Below are 19,085 nucleotides of genomic sequence, written 5' to 3' on the forward strand. Positions count from 1 at the left end.
CCGGTGATCGAGCTGGCGGCCAAAATGCACCGGCTTTTACCGCACCACTCCCACTTCCAGTTCACCTCCGGCGGGGCCGAATCCAACGAAACGGCCCTCAAAACTGCCCGCTACTACTGGGCTTTGTCGGGTCAGCCCGAAAAAAACAAGATCATCTCGCGTCGCATGGCCTATCACGGCATCGCCATGGGGGCGCTGGCAGCTACCGGCGTCCCAGCCTATCATGCCGATTTTGGGCCGTTGCCACCAGGGTTTTTGTACCTGAGTGCGCCGCTGGCTTACCGCAACAACCCCGGGGCTTCGGAGGCCGAGTTTGTGGCCATGCTGGTTAAAGAGCTCGAGGATCTGATTGCCAAAGAAGGGGCCGAGACCATCGCGGCTTTCATTGGGGAGCCGGTACAGGGGGCTGGGGGCGTGGTTCCGCCCCCCGAAGGCTACTGGCAGGCCATTGCCCCTGTGCTTAAGAGGCACCAAATTCTGCTGATTGCCGACGAGGTCATCACCGGCTTTGGTCGCACCGGAGAGATGTTTGCCCAGACCACCTACGGGTTCCAGGCCGACATCACCAGTTTTGCCAAAGGCATTACTTCGGGGTATGTGCCGCTGGGTGGAGTGGGGGTCAGTCCGCAAATTTTCGAGCAGATCTCCACACCAGACCGGATGTTCATGCACGGCTTCACCTATTCGGGACACCCGGTCGCCTGTGCGGTCGCGCTGGCCAACATTGATATAATTGAACGCGAACAGCTCTGGCTCAATGCTACCGAGCGGGGGGGACAGCTCCTGCGGCGACTGAGAGAACTCGAGTCCCACCCCCATGTGGGCGACGTGCGCGGCAAAGGTCTGATGGCCCTGGTTGAAGTGGTGGAGGACAAAAACAGCAAAAAGACCTTTGATGCTTCTCAGGGCATCGGCAGCCAGTTGATGAAGGTAAGCCGGAAAAAAGGGGTCATCGTGCGCTGCAACGATACCGGCTTTGCCATGGCCCCACCCCTGGTAGTCACCGAGGCCGAGGTGGACGAGATGGTCAACGCCCTGGCCGAGACCCTTGATACCGTGCTGAGCTCCCGGCATATATAACGTCCGCATAGCATTTGTGGCGTGCAGATGAGTTTTTACATTTTTTACATCCGCCTTTGCTAGACTGAAAGCGGACTGCGAAAAGTCCCTATGAATTACCCAAAAAACCGACGTAAGGAGGGTTCATGGGATGGATTGAGTGGTGTAGTTTCCTTTTGGGGGGCTTGATCTTCTGGCTCCTTGGCTGGCTATTGAGCTGGCTGTTCCGGGGCAATACCCTCCGGCTGCAAAACCAGTTGACCGAGGCCCAGGCCGAACTGGGGCGGCTCCAGGCCGATCTGACCGGGTATAAGGCCACCCAGTCCAGGCTGGCCTTGACCGAACAGGAATTGGCGAGCCTGCGGGTTCAGGTACAGGATTTTGACGCACTCAAGGCCAACTTTGGCACGGTCAGCAAGGAACTGGGAGCTGCGACGCTCAAAATTCAGGGGTTGGAAGGGCAGTTCAAAGATTTCGAGGCTCTCCAGACCCAGCTAGCCAACCTGCAAGCCCGTCTGGGCAGCCTTCAGGGCGAGCGGGATAAGCTCAAAGCTGGTTACGACGGCCTGCTAGCCCGGTTTGAGCATCTCGAGAACGAGCGCAACCGGCTTTCCACCCAGACTCTGAACTACCAGGGCGAGATGGCTGTATTGAGCCGTCAGGTGGAGGCCCTGCGTCAGGACCGCGATGAGCAGAGGTCTGAGGCTGGCAATCTGAGCAGCAGGCTAGCAAGCATGGATGGGCTGATGGCAGTTTTGCAGGGCTTGCGCCAGCGCTTTGGCGGCAAGCAGCCCGAGGAACTCGAGGCCCACCTGGCCGCCATCCAGGAGGAAGCGGCGCATGCCAGAAGCGAGTTGGGCAGACTGCGCCACGATTACGAAACCGCGCTGCACGAGCGCAAGCAACGGGAGGGTGAGTTGCAGGGCTTGCGGGATCGCATCGGCAGTCTGGAGGTTGACCTGGGCAAAATAGGGGCGCTGGAAGCCGAAATTGAGCGATACAAAAATGAGTTTAGTGGTCTACAGGCCCGCTATGCCAACCTCGAGGCCGATTATCAAAAACTCCAGGCGAACTCCCAGGCCCTCGAGGGCGAAAAGGGCCACCTGTCCAGTGAGCTACAGAGCCTGCAAACCCGTCTGGGCGCCCTGGAGCAAGAACGGGATAGACACCAGCAAGAATCGTCCAGACTCGCTGCCAGACTGGCCGGGCTGGGAGGAAGCCTGGCTGCCCTCGAGGCCCTCCGGGCACGGTTTGGCAACCTGCAACCCACCCTTCTCGAGGCCCGTATCGTAGCCATGCAGAACGAACGCAATCAGTATGCCGGCGAACTGGATGCCCTGCGTAAGCGAGTCGAAGCCGTGGCGGGCGAACGCGACCACTTGCGGGCCGAGGTAGAGGGACTGCACACACGCCTCGACAACCTCAGCACCACCGGCAACAACGCGATTGCCGAGCGCAACAAACTCCAGGCCGAAGCGCAGAAACTCCGGGCCGATCTCAACCAGTCGCAAGGAGCCTACCAGGATCTGGAAGTAAGCCGTAAAGCCCTGACCGACCTGCGCACCCGCCTGGCCAGGATGGAAGAAGAGCGCAACTGGTTTTCCGGAGAGGTCGAGAGTTTGCGCAAAGAACTGGAAACCGCCCGCAGCAGCAAGACCGAGTTGGAGCAGTTCAAGGCCAACTACCTGGCATTACAGGCGCGTGTTTCCGACTACGAATCCCAGCTCAAAAACGCCCATGAAGACCAGGGCCAGATGCGGGCCAACCACCGCGCCCTGCAAACACGCATCGCCGATTATGAGGCCCAGCTCACCAAGGCTCAGGAGCGTGTTGTCGACTACCATACGCTGGCCGCTAATTTTGCGGCTCTGCAAACCAGGGTATCGGAGGCCGAGAATACCGGGGTCGCTGCTGCGACGCCAGCCCGACCGACCAAACCACGGAAGTCTAAACCCAAGCAACCCAGGGAAGTGACTGGTTACCGCGTCACCCAGAGCCGCACTTCCCGGGCTGAGGTGGTGCCTGAAGGCCACGACCCCCTGGGGGTGATCGAGGGCATAGGCAACGCTTACCAGCAAAAGCTGTGGGAAGCGGGCATCAAGACCTTCGAAGACCTGGCCGGCACGCCCGAAGTCCGACTGGGTGAGATTATCGGTAAAGACCTCGAGTTCGATGAGTGGATCGTGGGGGCCCGCCGCTTTGTGCATGGGGTCTACAAGCTCAGCCGCGCCACCACCGCACGCACCCGCCGCAAGGTCAACGATCTGACCCGCATCGAAGGCATTGGGCCCAAGATGCGCGATGCCCTGATAGCCGCAGGCATCACCACCTTCGAGGAATTGGAGGAGGCCAGTGAGGGCCAGTTGCACGCTGCCATTAAGGCCGCCGGCATGAGCTTTGCTCCCAGCATTCCCACCTGGAGCCGCCAGGCCGCCTATCTGGTGCGGGGCGACGAAGCTGGGTTCCAGGAGTATATCGCCCGCCTTAAGGCTGGAAGGGAGGAATAGCACATGGCCAGGGCCTGGACTACCTACGACTGGATCAAATTGCTCGGCGCTATTCTCCTGCTCATACTGTTGTTCTTTTGCGGAACCTGGCAGGGGGGCGTTGCAGCAACGGCCCCCACCCTCACCGCTCCGATCCAGGGAACCCTTGACGGCCCTTCGGTGGATTTGAGCGGTACGGGTACGCCAGGGGGTTTTATTCAGCTACTCCTCAACGGCACCCGGGTCGGTGAGCCGGTACGCATCGGGGCCAATGGGCAGTGGGCATTGCCCGGCTTCAGCTTTGGCGCGCCGGGGGACTACACCCTCACGCTACAGCCGGTAGAGGCCAGCGGAACCAACCTTGCGCCAGGGTCGGATTTTGCCTTTACGGTGCCCATGCCCAGGAGCGGCCTCAGCATCAGCGAACCAGCGAGCGGCGCGCAGTTGCCGGCTGGAACCTTCCAGTTGCGCGGCAGGGGTGCACCGGGGGAGGAGCTCGAGGTCTTCGAGGACAACACCAGCCTGGGCAGGGTGATGGTTCACCCCGATGGCACCTGGACGCTGGCGGTACCCGCCCCCGCAGCAGGACAACACACCTACGAAGTGCGCAGCGCAAGCACCGCTGCCCGCATCCAGGTCACGGTTGCGGCCGCTGGCGGAACCGCAGCCGATTGCACCAAAGAGTTCACCCTTTCCTTTAGCGATGGGCAGGCCGTTGCCCGCCCCTTCCGTTTTGGCGGTGAGGGCGCAGGGCATGGCTATACCGTCACCGTCAGGCGCGGCGAACGCATTGTGGGCAGCAGGAAGGTTGCCCTGGATGCCGCCTGTGGCTGGAGCTACCGTTCAGACCCTGGCCCTGGCCCCATCACCTACGAAGTTCGCCCCATTGGGGCCTCGCCCACGGATCCACCGCTTCAGGTCATCCACCTGATCGTGCGCTAACAAAGGCGGTTTGGAGGGAGTATCACGGGGGTATCTGCGACCGAAAGCGCCTCCCGGAGGGCGGTTCGCATACCACATGGGTATAAAACCTGCAATCAAACGATCCTTGATCGAAACCGCCCTGTGGTTTGTGAGGTTTGTGGTGGCTTATACCGCAACCGCATCCATCAGACCGCTTTGATGGGGGGAAGGTTGGCCAAGGGCTGCTCTTCCAGCAGTCTGAGCACCTCGCCCACCAGGTACAAAGAACCCGTCACCAGTACAGGCAGGCCATCGTGCTGCGCAGACTGGATGGCGTGCTCGAGAGCATCCACAGGATTCACAAAGTAGGGGGCATCGAACTCCAGGATTAGTTCATTTCCCGTAAGCGCGCCTCTGGCAGCGAGGCAGTAGCGCACACTGCGGGCCCTGGGCAGCAGGGTTTGCAACATACTGCGGTAGTCCTTGCGGGGAAATGCCCCGAAAACCAGGTGAAACCCTGCAAACTCCCTCACCAGAGCCCTGGCTGCATGGGGATTGTGGGCTCCATCGAGTACCACCTGAGTGCCCAGAATAGTTAACGGTTGCAGTCTGCCTGGGTGAATAGCGGTGGATAAACCTCTGGAAATCGTTTGCTCGTCATAGTTCAACAATCGCAAGGCGGCTGCCGCCAGACGGGCATTCTGCAACTGGAACTGCCCCCGCAGCGAGGGCTGAACGCTCAGGTCGAAAATCGGGTCGTTCTCCGAAAGCACGTACAGCGGTGCGCCCCGCTCGGCAGCAATCCAACGAGCAACCTCCAGCCCAACCCCCTCGGCAGCTGTGACCACAGGAACGCCCGCACGGATCGCACCCGCCTCGTCCATGGCCACTGTCTTTAGCGTACCTCCCAGGGTCTCCAGATGGTCGGCCTCTATATTGGTCAGAACAGTTATCTGCACTCTGGGCAGCACATTGGTGGCGTCCAGAGCCCCTCCCACCCCGGCTTCAACTGCCATAATGCTGGCGCCAACCGAGGCGAAGTGCGCAAAGGCCAGGGCGGTGGTGAGGTCGAAAAAGGCAACTGGTTCAATGAACGGTTGCCCCCTGGCCCACTCCACAAAATGCACTACCTCGGCCTCGGCAATCAAGCCAAGATGGGTGCGAATGCGCTCCCGAAAGTCCACCAGGTGCGGGCTGGTGGTCACGCCGAAGCTCACCGAGGCAGCTTTGAAGGCAGCCTCCAGGTAGGCAGCAACGCTGCCCTTGCCGTTGGTTCCGAGCACGTGAACGGTCGGCAGCGCAGCTTCGGGGTGGCCCAGGCGTTCCATCAATTCCCGGATTCGTGATAGGCCCCTGGGAGCACCTGCGCGGCTCTGTATGAACAACCACTCCACCGCTTCGGAATAGGTCACGGGTCTCAGTTTATCGCGGTTTTCATCCGTTGTTCTATCAAGCACTTCTCAGTGGCGTACTGGATAATAGGGGCTATGAGTTTGCTGCACGCCCGCATGGAACTCGAGCTCAGTCAGGCCCTGTTGCAGGGCTTGATCAGCAGCCAGCTTGCCAGGATAGACGTACCGGTCAAGCTGCTGCGCTTTCCCCTGGGCCGTCTGCAACGCGGGGAACTGCGCCAGTTCGAGCTGAGCGAACATCGTTGCGAGGCAGAGGTTAAGTTTTCCACTGGCCCGGCCTTGAGGCTCGCTGTGCAGGCACTGGGCTATTTGCGCGAAAGCCAGATCCTGCGACTACGGGTTGAACACCTGCATTTTTCGGGGTTTCGCGGAGGGCCCGTGCTCAACCTAGTGCCTGGTAAGGTGCTGGAAATGGTGGCTGCCCAGGCCAACCGGCGGCTGCCAGGGCTGCTGGAACTGGGCAGGAGCATGGAACTCGAGCTCCACCTCCAGCCACTCCTGCAAAAAATCCTGCAAGAAGCACCGTTTCGGCAAAGCATCCAGGCGATGGGGCTGGAGACCAACCCACAAGCCCAGCTTGAGAACCTCGAGTTGCGCGATAAACTATTACAGCTAACCTTCAGCGCAAGCGGCTAATCACACAGCCCGTACTGCTACACTCGCGAATGCGGGCCTTGAGGAAACCGGTGCGCTCCTGGGTCATGCGGGTGGCGCAGTCCAGGTTGACCGTGCGCGAACCGGCATCTACCCGTGTGCACTGCTGATTGCGACTACGGATCCAGGCCAGTTGCGAGGTACGTAGCACCGTGCGTCCTTCGGCACTCAGCCAGCCCACCAGCTGGCGATACACATCGTTGATTTCTCTGTCAGTCTGTACAAAAAGCTGGGTTGCACAGTAGACATAATCGAAGTCGGCACCGGGATTGTCGCAGCCTCCGGCCAGACCCCAACCTCCGGCTATCAATAAACCCAGCACGGCCAGATTTTTCATATGACCTCCCGCTACAGTGTACTCAGACCGGGCGAGCCTCGAGGGCTACACGCCCCAGGTCACTTGACTGGTAAGGATCTCCCCGTCAGGTATTTGCGCTACCCACAGAGCCGCGCCGACGCAAACCCCAGCAGTACACCGTGTAAAACTATCCCCGAAATTTCTATCGTGGCGTACACCGTACCACCAGAGCGGGCTGGTCGCGGCATCCGGTTCGGCCCACCTCCAGGCGCTGCGACTGTGACCGTGCAGATAGCAGATGGGCTTATGGATTTGACCCGCGCGATATTGCGCTGCTTAAATCACCCTACGGCGGAAACCGGCCACCAATAAACTCGAGGCCAGCACCAGGCCAGCAGCCAGCCCGAACATACTGCTGACTTCGGTGCGCTGGGGTTTCCAGCCCACTACCCGGCCCAGGCTGCGGTAGGCCTGCCGCAAGGCTTCAGCAGACTCGGCAGCGTAGTACTGTCCTCCGGTGGACTCGGCGATGGAGCGCAGGGTTTCTTCATCAAACTGCATCCAGAAACCACCCCACAGCAGGTCGGGTTCGTTGTTGTGGACCCGCCGGCCCAGGCCAATGGTGTGCACGGTCACACCCATTTGCTTCGCGATGGGGGTGACCTCGAGCGGGTCTATACCCCGGTTGGTACGGCCATCAGACAACAGAACTACCGTAGAAGGCCCCAGAGGCTTGTTGTTTTCGTCTACCGGAAAGGCTTTGAGGCTCTCTTGCAGTCCTTCCCCGATAGCAGTGCCTCGGGCCATCTCGAGCAATTCAATTTGGTCAATAATGCGCTGGTGATCGGTGGTTAGTTCAACTTCCAGGGTGGCATATCCCGCAAAGCTCACCAGCCCTACCTTGGCCCCATCGGGCAAGTCACGTACAAAATTCTGGGCTTCTTTTTTAGCCGCCGTAAAGCGATCTGGTTCAACATCTTGCGCCCGCATCGAACGGCTAATGTCAATCGCGAGCATCACCCCTGCCAGATTGTCGGGGGCCGGAATGGTGGCTTGGGGGCGGGCCAGCGCCAGAATTGCCAGCGCCAGCGCCAGGCCATATAGCAAAGCGCTCAGGTGGCGTTTCCAGCGCGGCTCAGCAATGCCAGCAAACTGCGCCAGGTTGGGATAGAGCACATGGGCACTCGCGTGTCCGCTCTGTACCCTGCGCCAGTAAACCCATACCAGTAGCGGTATCAGGAGCAACCCCAGAAGCAAAAGCGGAAACTGAAACCCCACAACCCACCTCGCGCTCGAGGGCCAGCCTGGTCGGCCATACTTCGGGAAATAAACTACCCCTCGAGTTTGCCCGCTAATCCGGTACCAAATGGTAGGCCCATTTACGGTTGTTCTTCAAAAAATATTCATTAAGCGGCGGCAGAGGCGACCGCTCCGTCCCTGGAGCCTTTTCGATATGTACAACTTCGATGTATACGACCTCAAACCCCAGGTGGTTAAAATTATCCACCTACCACCAGCTGCTGGTTTTTTGGCTCCGGCAGAACCGTATCGCCCAGCAAATACGCCACCACATCCCGGGCGCTGTACTGGGTGCCAAACTGGGCCACAAACCGATCCATGCGCTCGAGGTCATCCCCACTCGTCACCAGCGGTAACTCGTGGTCACCATTTTTCTGCACCTGGCCCTGCCCCACCGCCGCCATCAGCGCATTGCACAAGCATTTGCGCCCCTGGGTATTGGCCAGTTCTCCCCCTTTGGCCAGGTACTGGTCAATGGGTTCGGAAGCGCAGCGGAAGCCGACTCTTCCTTCAGCGGTCTGGAAGGGTTCGCGCAGATAACCCAGATCGCACACCCGCGTGCGAGCCTGGTAAACCTCGGCTTCCGATAACGTGCCCTCCACCTCCGCTACCTTGAACGGGAAGCCGGTGGGCGAGGCTTTGGGGTCGGTAAAGACTCTGACCTCCCCCCTGGCGGCTCGCTCGAGAACTCCCCGCTTGAGGTCGGCCTCGAAGCCCGACTCCTGGCTGTAGGCAAACAGCGTTCCCACCTGGATGCCTGCCGCACCCTGGGTCATCGCTCTTTCCAGGGCCTCGGGCGAGCCGGTTCCACCCGCCAGCCAGAAAGGCAGACCCAGGGCCTTGATCTGCTCCAGATCTACCACATCCCGCTCGCCATACACGGGCTGCCCACGCTCGTCAAAAACCGGTGCCCCGCGAGGGGGGGCGTTGTGCCCGCCTGCGGTGGGGCCTTCGATCACAAAGCCTTGAATGGTTCCCGTTACCTTGCGAGCCAACAGGGTGGCCAGTGAGTTGGAAGCAATGATGGGCAAAAAGCTGGGACGCTTCAGGGTCTGGGCCTCGTCGGCTATTTCTTGCGGATTGAACTGGAGCCGCGCTGCTTCTGTGGCCGTCCAGGCCGTCACATCAATCTTGAGTGAGGCGGTCTCACCGGCGGCCAGTTTGTCGAGCGCCTCGGGGATCTCACGGGGGATTCCCGCTCCCATCAACACATAATCCACCCCAGCCAGCATGGCCCCATAGAGCGTGCCCAGGGTGGGGATTTGTAGCTTGGTCAGGAGGTTGACCCCAATCAGCCCGGAATGCCCCTCCTTAGCCAGAAACACCTCCACATAACCCCCCAGCACATACATGATTTGCGAGGCGGTATCGCCCAAACGGCTGGGCATCGGGATTCTTTTGTAGGGCTGATCATGACGACCATCGGGTTGGAAATATTTGTCCAGCACAGGCTTGACCCATTGTTGGAAGGGGAAGGCAGCCAGTGCCCGGCGCACCAACCCACCGGGGTCGCCATCCTGCAATCGCCGCACCATCACGGTATCCATGGCGGTTCCAGAAACAACCCCCAGTTGCCCCAACAATGAAACCGTTTTGGCCAGACGCCAGTTGGAAACAGACACGCCCATACCGCCTTGGATGATGCGCGGTAGGGCTACACTAGAAAGACTTTGCACTTGGATAAACCTCCCAGAAAAAACCAGCGAGACTAAGCGACGCTCGATTGTACGGGGTGAAAGGATTAAAACCTCGAGATAAATGTCCAATTGCCCTGCAGTTTGTACCCAGTACAGAAGAACGGGTCTCAACCTGGCCTCACTCCCAGACCCCTTACCGGATGGTGCAGACGAACATCTTCTCCCAAAAATATCTGCCAGAACGAGGTAAACTGCTGACACAGAAAAGGGTAGCCCCTTGAACCATGTGGATCCGTTGTTTAGCACCAGTCAGGAAGGACACCTTTGTGGGACTCGCGCTAATGTGTGACTGGATTTTATGCCCATGAGCCTTGCGGAAATCCACGTCCAAATCACGGCCTGCCGCCGGTGCCCCCGGCTGGTGGAGTGGCGCGAACACGTTGGGCAAGAAAAACGCGCCGCCTACCGTGACTGCGAATACTGGGCCAGACCCGTGCCGGGCTTTGGCGACCCTGGCGCCCGGGTTTTGATTTTCGGGCTGGCCCCCGGCGCTCACGGCTCCAACCGTACCGGGCGGCCGTTTACCGGCGATGCCTCCGGCGATTTTTTGTACCCGGCGCTCTACCGCGCTGGGTTCTCAAATCAACCCCACGCAGTCCACCGGCTGGATGGTTTGGAGCTGAAACACGTCTATATCACCGCCTCGGTGCGCTGTGCCCCACCCGGTAATAAACCCACCCCGGTCGAAATCGGTACATGTGCCAATTGGACCCGGCAAGAACTGGCTTTTCTGAGTCACATCAAGGTCTACCTGGCCCTGGGTAAAATTGCCCACGACGCAATTTTGGATTATCACGGTCTGCGCAAATCGGCCTATCCCTTTGCACATGGAAGCGAGTACCTCGTTGGAAAGGGGATTCTACTGAGTTCATACCACGTCAGCCGCCAGAACACCAGTACTGGGAAACTGACGGTAGCGATGTTTGATGCGATTCTCGAGCGGGCGAAAATACTGGCCACTAGCCAGTAGCCTGCAATCAATGGAGCCATGCCGAGAGCAAGAGCGCTCCCGGCATGACTGGTCTTTAGCTACCGGCGATCAGCTACTGGCCCGTTTGCTGTACAGAAAGTCGTAGAGCAAAGCAGCCAGCCCTGCGCCCACCAGCGGGCCTGCCCAGTAGACCCAGTGGGCGGCCCACTCGCCCCCGATAATGGCTGGGCCGAGAACACGGGCAGGGTTCATGGCTGCCCCAGAAACAGCGCCCCCAGCCAGGATGTCCATGGTGATGGCCAGACCAATGGCCAGCCCAGCAAAGTTATAGTTGTTGAAGACTGCCGATCCAAAAATCACCGATACCAGGAAGAAGGTCAGGAAAATTTCCATCATCAAAGCCTGGATGGCGGTGTGGTTGGCTCCAGGGGTCGGGGTTCCGTCGGCTACAGCGGTTCCACTATAGATAGCGCCGATGAAGAAAGCGGCTACCAGCCCTCCCAGCAGTTGGGCCACCCAGTAGCTCACCGCGCCCACCGGAGTAATGCGCCCGGTGATGAGCATACCAAAGGTCACGGCGGGGTTGAAATGGCCCCCCGAGATGGCTCCCAGGGCCACTACCGAAAGGCCGATCGCCAAACCGTGGGCCAGGGCAATCACCATCAGATCGCCCCCCTGGGTGGCCGCGATGGCCCCAATTCCCACAAAGCACAAGGTAAAAACTCCCAGAAACTCTGCGATTAGAGCGCGTATATTCATTATTTCCTCCCGCCCATACGTTACCCCAGGCTCCTGCATTTACACAAACGTTTCCCAGGCTCTGGCATTTACAAAAAACGTTACCGCAGCCCCAGGGTTCCTACAAATGGCTGGATCTGATACAAAGACTTCCCAAAAATGCGTAGGATAACTACGTGTGGCTGCGTCTAAAGCGATTGTATAAGGCCTTCGCCCTGTCCCAGGCCGAGCCGGACGATGCCTGGGCGTTGGCAGAACTCAGCATTGACGAGGCCCACCTATACAAAGCGATGGACGTTCGGGATCGAGAGCATGCGGTTGAGGTGGCCAGGCGACTGCTGGAACGCTATCCCGATGCCCCCAGCTTTGCGGTGCGAGCAGCCCTACTTCATGACAGCGGCAAAGCCCTGCGGCCCTACCGGCCTCTAGAACGCATTCTGAGCGGACTTTTGAGCCTGGATGTGCCGATCGAGCCGCTGGAAAAAGGGCTGCGGGGGGCCTGGCAAATTCGCCACCACCACCCCCAGTATGCGGCCATGCGCATTCTCGACCCCCAGGTAGCCCAGATTGTACGGGAGCACCACCAGCCAGAGAGCCTCTGGGCCCAGCGGTTGCACGAGGTGGACGAGGAGTTCTGATACCGGCTCTGCCCGGGAGGGACGGCAGATGTACCACTCCCTTGCCGCGCCAAGGCTTTATTTCAAAAGTGGAATTGGACTCTCGAGCACGTACAAAACTACCGACGTGACTTTCTAAAGCCAGTTTCAGAAGCGTTCGGTCACGCTCTTCATCTGCAAAAAATTGAGCAGATAATCCGGCCCCCCGGCCTTGGTATCGGTGCCCGAAAGGTTGAAGCCGCCAAAAGGCTGTACCCCTACCAGCGCGCCGGTAATCTTGCGGTTAAGGTAGAGGTTGCCCACATGAAACCCACGGCGGGCCCGTTCCAGGCGTTCGCGTTGGCGCGAGAAAACCCCGCCCGTCAGACCAAAGCGCGTACCGTTGGCAACCTCGAGCGCGGCCTCAAAGTCGGGTACGCGGATGACCGAGAGCAATGGGCCAAAAATTTCTTCCTGGGCGATGCGGGCATCTGGCGAGATCTGGTCGAAAATAGTGGGTGAGATGAAGAAGCCACCGCCCTCGAGCCTGCGCCCCCCCAGGGCCAGCCTGCCCTCTTGCTGTCCGACCTCGATATAGGATAAGACCGTTTTTTCCTGCGCTGCACTGGCCACCGGCCCCATGTCGGGGTTTTCCTCGGCAGGCCCCACAATCAGGCTTTCGACGCGATCCAGAACCTGCTCCATCAGTGGGTCGTGTACCCCGTCTACCACGATCAGCCTCGAGGCTGCCGAGCATTTCTGCCCCTGGAAGCCAAAAGCGCTCTGCACGGTGGCCTGGGCTGCGGCAGCGAGGTCGGCGGTCTCGTCCACGATCAGGCCATCCTTGCCACCGAGCTCGAGGAAAACCCGCTTGAGCCAGATCTGCCCGGGCGAAAGTTTGGCCGCGCTCTCGTTGATCCGAAGCCCCACCTCGAGCGAGCCGGTAAAGTTGATGAAGCGGGTGCGGGGGTGCTGTACCAGATAGGCCCCAATTTCGCTGCCCGACCCTGGCAAAAAGTTGGCAACCCCGGGTGGAAGACCGGCTTCTTCCAGAATCTCAAAAAGCTTGGCCGCAATCACCACCGTGTCTTCGGCAGGCTTGGAAACCACGCAGTTCCCCACCGCGACGGGGGCAACGGTCATGCCGGCCAGAATTGCCAGCGGGAAGTTCCAGGGGGCGATCACCACCCCCACCCCCAGCGGGATATAGAAAGCCTCGTTATCCTCGCCCGGATAGGGAACCACTGGGGCGCCGTCTTTGTATTTAAGGGCCGTGATGGCGTAGTAGCGAATGAAGTCTATGGCCTCGGCCACGTCGGCGGCAGCCTCGACCCAGTTTTTACCGATCTCGTAGACCAGCCAGGCCTCGAGCTCGCGCTGGCGACGTTTCATGATCTGGGCTGCCTTCAGCAAAACCCGGCTACGATGCTCCTGGGGCCAGTCGCGCCAGCTCTTGAAGGCTCGCCAGGCCGCGTCCAGCGCAGCATCGGCCTCGGCGATACCGGCCTTGGCGCTCACGCCAATCACCTCCGAGGGGTTGGAAGGGTTGGTGGAGGTAACCGTGGCCTGGGTATGGACTTTCTCACCCCCGATGACGAGGGGATAGTGGCGACCAAACTGGGCACGCACCTCAGCCAGGGCCTTGCGCATGGCCTCAAAGGCTTCGGGGCTCTGGAAGGTTTCGATGTGTTCGGGGCGGTAGGGTTCGGGGGTCATATAGCTCCTTTCGGTGATGGTTAAGGGTCGGGGGTTAAGGGTCGAGAGCAACACCGCTCACCACATGTCCAGCCCGCTCGAGGGCCGCCATAGCTCGATCTAAATCGTGGGCTTTGACCAACACGTAATCGGTATTGTAAGTCGAAACCGCAAAGATGCCGACCCCGGCTCTGGCTAACGGATTCAGCACCGAAGCCAGAATGCCAGGGAGGCCAAAGTCGAACCGGCCTACCCAACGGATGCAGCGCCAGCCGCGCTCGGCCTTGATCTCGGGAGGTACGCGGTTCTGATGGCAGACCACGCTCACTTCTTCCTCGCTACGGCTGATGCGCAAAAAGCCCTCGCCCATCGCCCAGGCTGGAATGAGGCTGGAAGCCTCGAGCTGGCAGATGGCATACTGGTCTTCCAAAAGGTGCAGATCAGGTTTCGGTGCCATGGTTATCCCTGAATCAAACTACGGGCTACAAAGAGCAGGTTCTCGGGCCGCTCGGCAATTCGGCGCGAAAAATAGGGATACCAGTCGGTGCCATATGGCACATACGCCCGCACCGTATAGCCCTCGGCGGCCAGTTTTTTTTGTTCGTCGCGGCGCACCCCGTAGAGCAACTGGAACTCGAAGCGATCCCGTCCGATGCCTTTCTCGGCAGTCCACCGCTTCATCTCCTCGAGGATGTAGGGATCGTGGCTGGCAATGGCCGTGTAGAGGCCGTTTTCCAGGGCTTTCTTGCACAGCACCACAAACTGCGCATCCACCATACGCTTGTCCTGAAAAGCCACTTCGGCAGGTTCCTTATAGGCTCCCTTGACGATGCGCACCGGCGTTTTGAGCGGCAACAGGTTTTGCAGGTCTTGCTCGGTGCGTTTGAGGTAGCTTTGCAACACCACCCCGGTGTGGTCGAAACCAGCCTCGTGCAGCCGCCGGTAGACGCGCAGGGTGGCATCCACCCGGGGGCTATCTTCCATGTCAATGCGCACAAAGCAATCCACCTTCCGTGCCTCGGCCAGAATCTCAACCATCAATGAATAAGCCAGGTCTTCGGAGAGGTCGAGGCCCAGCTGAGTAAGCTTGAGGGCGATATATTTGGGATAAGGCCGGGCCCCAAACTCCTGCACCAGCCGGACGATCTCGGTTTTGAACTGCTGGGCCTGGGCCTCGGAAGTGACCATCTCACCCAACAAATCGAGAATGGCATGTACCTTGTCACGCTCGAGCGTCTCGACCACCCGCAGGGCTTCCTCCAGGGTATCGCCTGCAATAAAGCGACGGGCAAAATTACGGCCACGGGTAAGTACCAGGTTTTTGATGCCAGGATTCTGGGCAATCGCCAGCACAAACGAGCGGTAGCGCTGATTCAGATCCATGGGTATTCCTCCACACGCTGGTTCAAATCTATCGTATTCGTCTGCGCGTCAGTTCAAGTCCAGGCCTGTTCCAGGCTACTGGTTACCAGATCGCGAAAATAGCGCACATGCTCCCGGGCCGCCTGAGCCGCTTTTTCGGGGTCGCGGGCTTTGAGGGCCTTGATGATGTTGTGGTGTTGCTGACGGGTCTTGGGGTGTTGGGAGAGGGTACGCTGGAAGGAGCGAATGAGCGTTAGGCTCGAGCGCAAATCGGCATAAATACGGGCCAGGGTTTTGTTGTGGGCTGCCTCGACCAGGGCCGTATGGAAATCGAAATCTACTTGCATCTGTCGGGTGTAGTCATCTGCTGGCAGAGCATCCAGCACCAGGAGCTGTTTTTCCAGCGCGCTCAGTTCAGCCGTCCCGGCATTCCGGGCGGCCAGGGAGGCGGCTTCGGCTTCCAACAAGGCCCGCACATCGTAGACCTCGCGCACCTCCGCTGCCGAGAGAATGCGCACCCTCGCCCCTCTGCCAGGCGACAGCTCCACCAGGCCCTCTTGGGATAGCCGTTGCAAGGCTTCCCGCACCGGGGTGCGGCTAATGCCGAGTTGCTCGGCCAGCCCCGGCTCGGAAATGCGCGAACCCGGCGGCAAGGAACCCGCCAGAATCGAACCCCGCAAATGCGCATAGGCAGCCTCCCGCACCGAGTGGGGTCGTCGGAAGTCGCTCATAGTGTGTATACAGTATACATATTGATCCAAGTCCAGGTCAAACCCCACCGCAGAACCGTGTGAGGGTCGTCCCGGCACTTCCGCTGGTGTCAGGATAGCAGCCTGCGCAGCTCCTCTACCTGATCGGTCTTTTCCCAGGGAAATCCATCGCGCCCGAAGTGCCCATAGGCCGAGGTAGCAGTGTAGATAGGCCGCATCAAGTTCAGGTTTTCGATGATAGCTCTGGGGCGTGCATCGAAGATCTTCTGGGTGATCCTGGTGAGGTGCTCGTCGGAAATTGCACCGGTTCCAAACGTTTCGACCCGCATCCCCACCGGACGCGCTTTGCCAATCGCGTAGGCCAGCTCAACCAGGGCCCGTTTGGCCAGGCCAGCAGCCACAATATTCTTGGCAATGTAGCGGGCATAATAGGCCGCCGAGCGGTCTACCTTGGTGGGGTCTTTACCGCTGAAAGCCCCCCCTCCGTGGGGAACTGCGCCGCCATAGGTGTCCACAATAATTTTACGTCCGGTAAGGCCGGTATCGCCATGGGGCCCCCCGATTACAAATTTGCCGGCGGGGTTGACCAGATACAGAGTATCCTCGCTTAGATACTGTGCCGGAATGGCTTGCTCAATAACCCTGGTACGAACATCATGGCCAATCTGGTCTGCCGCAACCTCTTCGGAGTGCTGGGTAGAGACCAGGGCGGTACCCACATACAGCGGATTCTGGCCTTCATACACCACCGTCACCTGGGCTTTACCATCGGGTCTCAAATAGGGAATTTCTCCGGTTTTACGTGCCTCGGCCAGACGGCGGGTCATACGATGGGCCAGCCAGATGGGTGGGGGCATCAACTCGGGCGTTTCGTCGCAGGCATAGCCAAACATCAGGCCCTGGTCGCCAGCACCCACCTGGTCGAAAGGGTCGCTCGAGCCCAGAACTCGAGCCTCGTAAGCCAGATTGACCCCGGCTGCAATGTCGGGTGACTGCTCGTCTATGGCCGTGAGCACCGCACAGGTGTCGCCATCAAAGCCGTACTTGGCACGGGTATAGCCCACCTCGAGGACGGTCTGGCGCACCAGGCGGGGAATGTCCACATAACTCTCGGTGGTAATCTCCCCTGCGACCATCACCAGGCCAGTCGTCACCAGGGTCTCGCAGGCCACCCTGGCCCTGGCATCCTCAGTCAGAATCGCATCCAGCACCGCGTCGGAAATGCGGTCTGCTAGCTTGTCGGGGTGCCCTTCCGTCACCGATTCTGAAGTTACCAGTCGCTGCAACTTTGTCCTCCCGCGCCGCACAGTAAAGCTGCGTCAGCCGACAAAGTATAGCACCCCCGGGCCGATTTCGTTTCACAAAACTCGAACGCGGTTTATCGCATCGCAAGCAGCAGATGAGGGCTACCCCGGCCCTCTTTTCACAACCCCTTTCTGGTTCGAACCTGGTAGCTGATCAGGGCAATAAACTCCTGCACCACCTGGAGATCGAGGGTATCGCCCGCCTGCTTGCGCAACTCGCGCAGGGCATCCTGCTGGCTCCAGGCCGCTTTGTAGGGGCGCGACTGGAGGAGGGCATCAAACACATCCACCACCGCGAAGAGGCGGGCCTCGAGGGGAATCTCGTCGCGGGTCAGGCCAAAGGGATAGCCGGATCCATCCACCCGCTCGTGGTGATAGCGCACGATGTTTCGAGCCGTCTGGGACAAGAAGCCCAGGTTTTCCAGCATGCCAAATCCAATATTGCAGTGGCTTTGCATGATGCGCCACTCGGCATCGGTGAGGGTGCCGGGTTTGAGCAGAATCGAGTCCGGGATCGCCAGCTTACCCAGGTCGTGCAGGTAGGCCCCCATGCGCAGCCCCTCGAGGTCGGCAAAGCCCAGGCGCTGCCCCAGGGCTTCGGTCAGGGCCACCACCCGGTCGGTGTGGCCTTTGGTCTCGAGGTCCCGTAGCTCCAGGCCCAAACCCAGCGAGCGCAGCGCATCTTCGCGGGTGCGGGTGATTTCTTCAAGATGTCGGACACGCTCCCAGGCTCGTTCCAACCGCCGCGCGACCGACTCGAGCAGCGAAATGTTTTCTTCTGAAACGGCAACCTTGTGCTTGAAGCTCGCCAGGGTCAGGGCCCCGTAGGGCTGGCCCCTAACCTGCAGTGGGGTGGTAATGGCAGTACGCAGCGCCAGATCCTTGAGCCTGGGCCAGGCTCCTTCCCAGGTCTGATAGTCTTCCAGCATCTGGGTCTGGCCGGTTGCCAGGGCCTTACCCATAAAGCCCTCCCCCATTCGCACCGGCAGGTTGTGGAGGTGGACCAGGCGTTCACCCATTTCGGATCGCCCGTGCCGTACCTGAAGTTCCAGATGACCACTCTGAGGGTCTTCGCTGTCGGGCCGGAAACCAAACACTCCCCCTGCGTGCAACCCGGTAAGCCCCAGCAGGATTTCGATGGCCCGCCGGGCCATGTTCTGCGGGTCGTCCAGCACCTCCAGGTCGGCGGACATCTGAACCAGCGCCCGGTAGTTGTCGGTCTGCTGGTAGGCCTGCTCGAGGGCTCGCAGCCGCGAAAGCATCACCCCAGCCACTTTAGCCAGAGCCTCCAGCGCATAGCGATCCTGGAGTTGTATCTCACCCCCTGCTCCGGCAGTATCCACCGAGAGCACCCCCACCGTTCGCCCCTCTGGATCGCCCAGCGGCACCCCCAGATAGGCCGCCTTAACCCGGTCGCCCGAGGTGAAAACTGCGCCGGTTTCTGGGGAAGCATCGGGCACATACAAGTAACTGCCTTGTCCCAGCACCTGCCAGGCCAGACCCTCGCCCCGCGCATGCCGGGTGCCTGCGGCCTGCTCCGCAGCATGGCCTGCTGCCGCCACCACCTCGAGCACGTCGTCTTTAGGGCGATAGAGCGTGACCAGGCTGGTCGAAGCCCTGGTCTGCTCCAAAGCTTCTTGCACAATCCGTTGCAATAGCTCTTCGGTGGTTTGTGCAGCGGTCAGACGCTGGCTGGTGTGGGTCAGGGTTTGCAGGCGGGCCAGCTCGCGCTCCTGGGCAGCCTGGGCTTCCAACCGGGCCAACACCTGTCCGACCCCCCGGCCAAAGGATTCCAGCACTGCTGCATCCTCCGGCTCAAACGCGGCCAGCGAACAGGCAATCACCACCCCAAAGCCCTCGCCATGCGCATCCTGGACGGGCACCAGCGCGGCGTATTCTTCGGGATCATCGTCAAAGCCGGGCGATACGTAAAGGCGGGGA

The 19,085-nt window shown here is 60.1% G+C and carries 17 protein-coding genes; 6 read left to right on the plus strand and 11 right to left on the minus strand.

The genetic code is table 11. The annotated features are described in order from the left end of the window. From Q0288_RS01655 to Q0288_RS01665, 3 genes are all read left to right on the plus strand, one after another. A partial coding sequence (locus Q0288_RS01655) for an aminotransferase class III-fold pyridoxal phosphate-dependent enzyme (protein ID WP_299426174.1) occupies positions 1-1,080 on the plus strand: 1,080 nt, incomplete at its 5' end. Between the two features lie 125 nt (positions 1,081-1,205). Further along, positions 1,206-3,566: a helix-hairpin-helix domain-containing protein gene (locus Q0288_RS01660; protein ID WP_299426177.1), complete on the plus strand. Its 2,361-nt coding sequence runs from the start codon at positions 1,206-1,208 to the stop codon at positions 3,564-3,566. A gap of 3 nt (positions 3,567-3,569) precedes the next feature. Continuing rightward, complete coding sequence (locus Q0288_RS01665; RefSeq protein ID WP_299426180.1) at positions 3,570-4,487, plus strand: Ig-like domain-containing protein; 918 nt, start codon at positions 3,570-3,572, stop codon at positions 4,485-4,487. Positions 4,488-4,654: 167 nt separating this feature from the next. Here Q0288_RS01665 and Q0288_RS01670 read toward each other — a convergent pair whose 3' ends face one another. After that, on the minus strand, positions 4,655-5,860 hold the full coding sequence (locus Q0288_RS01670; RefSeq protein ID WP_299426182.1) for a cyanophycin synthetase: 1,206 nt from the start codon (positions 5,858-5,860) through the stop codon (positions 4,655-4,657). Positions 5,861-5,935: 75 nt separating this feature from the next. Between Q0288_RS01670 and Q0288_RS01675 the strand changes: the two genes are divergently transcribed. Then, positions 5,936-6,496, plus strand: coding sequence for a hypothetical protein (locus tag Q0288_RS01675; protein WP_299426184.1), 561 nt, complete (start codon positions 5,936-5,938; stop codon positions 6,494-6,496). Here Q0288_RS01675 and Q0288_RS01680 read toward each other — a convergent pair. From Q0288_RS01680 to Q0288_RS01690, 3 genes are all read right to left on the minus strand, one after another. Next, entirely contained in the window at positions 6,480-6,851 is a 372-nt protein-coding gene (locus Q0288_RS01680; RefSeq protein WP_299426187.1) for a lysozyme inhibitor LprI family protein, read from the minus strand. The two genes, Q0288_RS01675 and Q0288_RS01680, sit on opposite strands and share 17 nt — an antisense overlap. A 297-nt stretch (positions 6,852-7,148) precedes the next feature. Continuing rightward, entirely contained in the window at positions 7,149-8,090 is a 942-nt protein-coding gene (locus Q0288_RS01685) for a VWA domain-containing protein (RefSeq protein ID WP_299426190.1), read from the minus strand. Positions 8,091-8,311: 221 nt separating this feature from the next. Beyond that, complete coding sequence (locus Q0288_RS01690; RefSeq protein WP_299426193.1) at positions 8,312-9,787, minus strand: nitronate monooxygenase; 1,476 nt, start codon at positions 9,785-9,787, stop codon at positions 8,312-8,314. 325 nt (positions 9,788-10,112) lie between these two features. Between Q0288_RS01690 and Q0288_RS01695 the strand changes: the two genes are divergently transcribed. Next, positions 10,113-10,778, plus strand: a complete 666-nt coding sequence (locus tag Q0288_RS01695; protein WP_299426196.1) for a uracil-DNA glycosylase — start codon at positions 10,113-10,115, stop codon at positions 10,776-10,778. Between the two features lie 69 nt (positions 10,779-10,847). On the opposite strand, the gene Q0288_RS01700 is transcribed toward Q0288_RS01695, so the two are convergent. Then, positions 10,848-11,498, minus strand: coding sequence for an aquaporin (locus Q0288_RS01700; protein WP_299426199.1), 651 nt, complete (start codon positions 11,496-11,498; stop codon positions 10,848-10,850). Positions 11,499-11,653: 155 nt separating this feature from the next. Here Q0288_RS01700 and Q0288_RS01705 point away from each other — a divergent pair, with 155 nt between their 5' ends. Then, the gene (locus Q0288_RS01705; protein ID WP_299426202.1) at positions 11,654-12,115 is read left to right on the plus strand and encodes an HD domain-containing protein; all 462 of its coding nucleotides are present in this window, start codon (positions 11,654-11,656) and stop codon (positions 12,113-12,115) included. Positions 12,116-12,241: 126 nt separating this feature from the next. On the opposite strand, the gene pruA is transcribed toward Q0288_RS01705, so the two are convergent. From pruA to Q0288_RS01735, 6 genes are all read right to left on the minus strand, one after another. Beyond that, positions 12,242-13,789 (minus strand): L-glutamate gamma-semialdehyde dehydrogenase, encoded by a 1,548-nt coding sequence (gene pruA / locus Q0288_RS01710; protein ID WP_299426205.1) that lies wholly within the window; start codon positions 13,787-13,789, stop codon positions 12,242-12,244. 34 nt (positions 13,790-13,823) lie between these two features. Next, a complete protein-coding gene (locus tag Q0288_RS01715) occupies positions 13,824-14,225 on the minus strand; it encodes an ACT domain-containing protein (RefSeq protein WP_299426208.1) in 402 nt (133 codons plus the stop codon). A 2-nt stretch (positions 14,226-14,227) separates the two neighbouring features. Continuing rightward, positions 14,228-15,151, minus strand: coding sequence for a proline dehydrogenase (locus tag Q0288_RS01720; protein WP_299426211.1), 924 nt, complete (start codon positions 15,149-15,151; stop codon positions 14,228-14,230). A gap of 53 nt (positions 15,152-15,204) precedes the next feature. Further along, the gene (locus Q0288_RS01725; protein WP_299426213.1) at positions 15,205-15,861 is read right to left on the minus strand and encodes a GntR family transcriptional regulator; all 657 of its coding nucleotides are present in this window, start codon (positions 15,859-15,861) and stop codon (positions 15,205-15,207) included. A gap of 89 nt (positions 15,862-15,950) precedes the next feature. After that, positions 15,951-17,126 (minus strand): methionine adenosyltransferase, encoded by a 1,176-nt coding sequence (gene metK, locus Q0288_RS01730; RefSeq protein WP_299426216.1) that lies wholly within the window; start codon positions 17,124-17,126, stop codon positions 15,951-15,953. Between the two features lie 137 nt (positions 17,127-17,263). Next, a partial coding sequence (locus Q0288_RS01735) for an HD domain-containing phosphohydrolase (RefSeq protein ID WP_299426219.1) occupies positions 17,264-19,085 on the minus strand: 1,822 nt, incomplete at its 5' end.

Source organism: uncultured Meiothermus sp. (assembly GCF_937863175.1).
GTDB lineage: Bacteria > Deinococcota > Deinococci > Deinococcales > Thermaceae > Meiothermus.

Coding starts and splice junctions, on each gene's coding strand:
- Q0288_RS01660 (WP_299426177.1), top strand. CDS start 1,206: ATGGGATGGATTGAGTGGTGTAGTTTCCTTTTGGGGGGCTTGATCTTC.
- Q0288_RS01665 (WP_299426180.1), top strand. CDS start 3,570: ATGGCCAGGGCCTGGACTACCTACGACTGGATCAAATTGCTCGGCGCT.
- Q0288_RS01675 (WP_299426184.1), top strand. CDS start 5,936: ATGAGTTTGCTGCACGCCCGCATGGAACTCGAGCTCAGTCAGGCCCTG.
- Q0288_RS01680 (WP_299426187.1), bottom strand. CDS start 6,851: ATGAAAAATCTGGCCGTGCTGGGTTTATTGATAGCCGGAGGTTGGGGT.
- Q0288_RS01695 (WP_299426196.1), top strand. CDS start 10,113: ATGAGCCTTGCGGAAATCCACGTCCAAATCACGGCCTGCCGCCGGTGC.
- Q0288_RS01700 (WP_299426199.1), bottom strand. CDS start 11,498: ATGAATATACGCGCTCTAATCGCAGAGTTTCTGGGAGTTTTTACCTTG.
- pruA (WP_299426205.1), bottom strand. CDS start 13,789: ATGACCCCCGAACCCTACCGCCCCGAACACATCGAAACCTTCCAGAGC.
- Q0288_RS01715 (WP_299426208.1), bottom strand. CDS start 14,225: ATGGCACCGAAACCTGATCTGCACCTTTTGGAAGACCAGTATGCCATC.
- Q0288_RS01720 (WP_299426211.1), bottom strand. CDS start 15,151: ATGGATCTGAATCAGCGCTACCGCTCGTTTGTGCTGGCGATTGCCCAG.
- Q0288_RS01725 (WP_299426213.1), bottom strand. CDS start 15,861: ATGAGCGACTTCCGACGACCCCACTCGGTGCGGGAGGCTGCCTATGCG.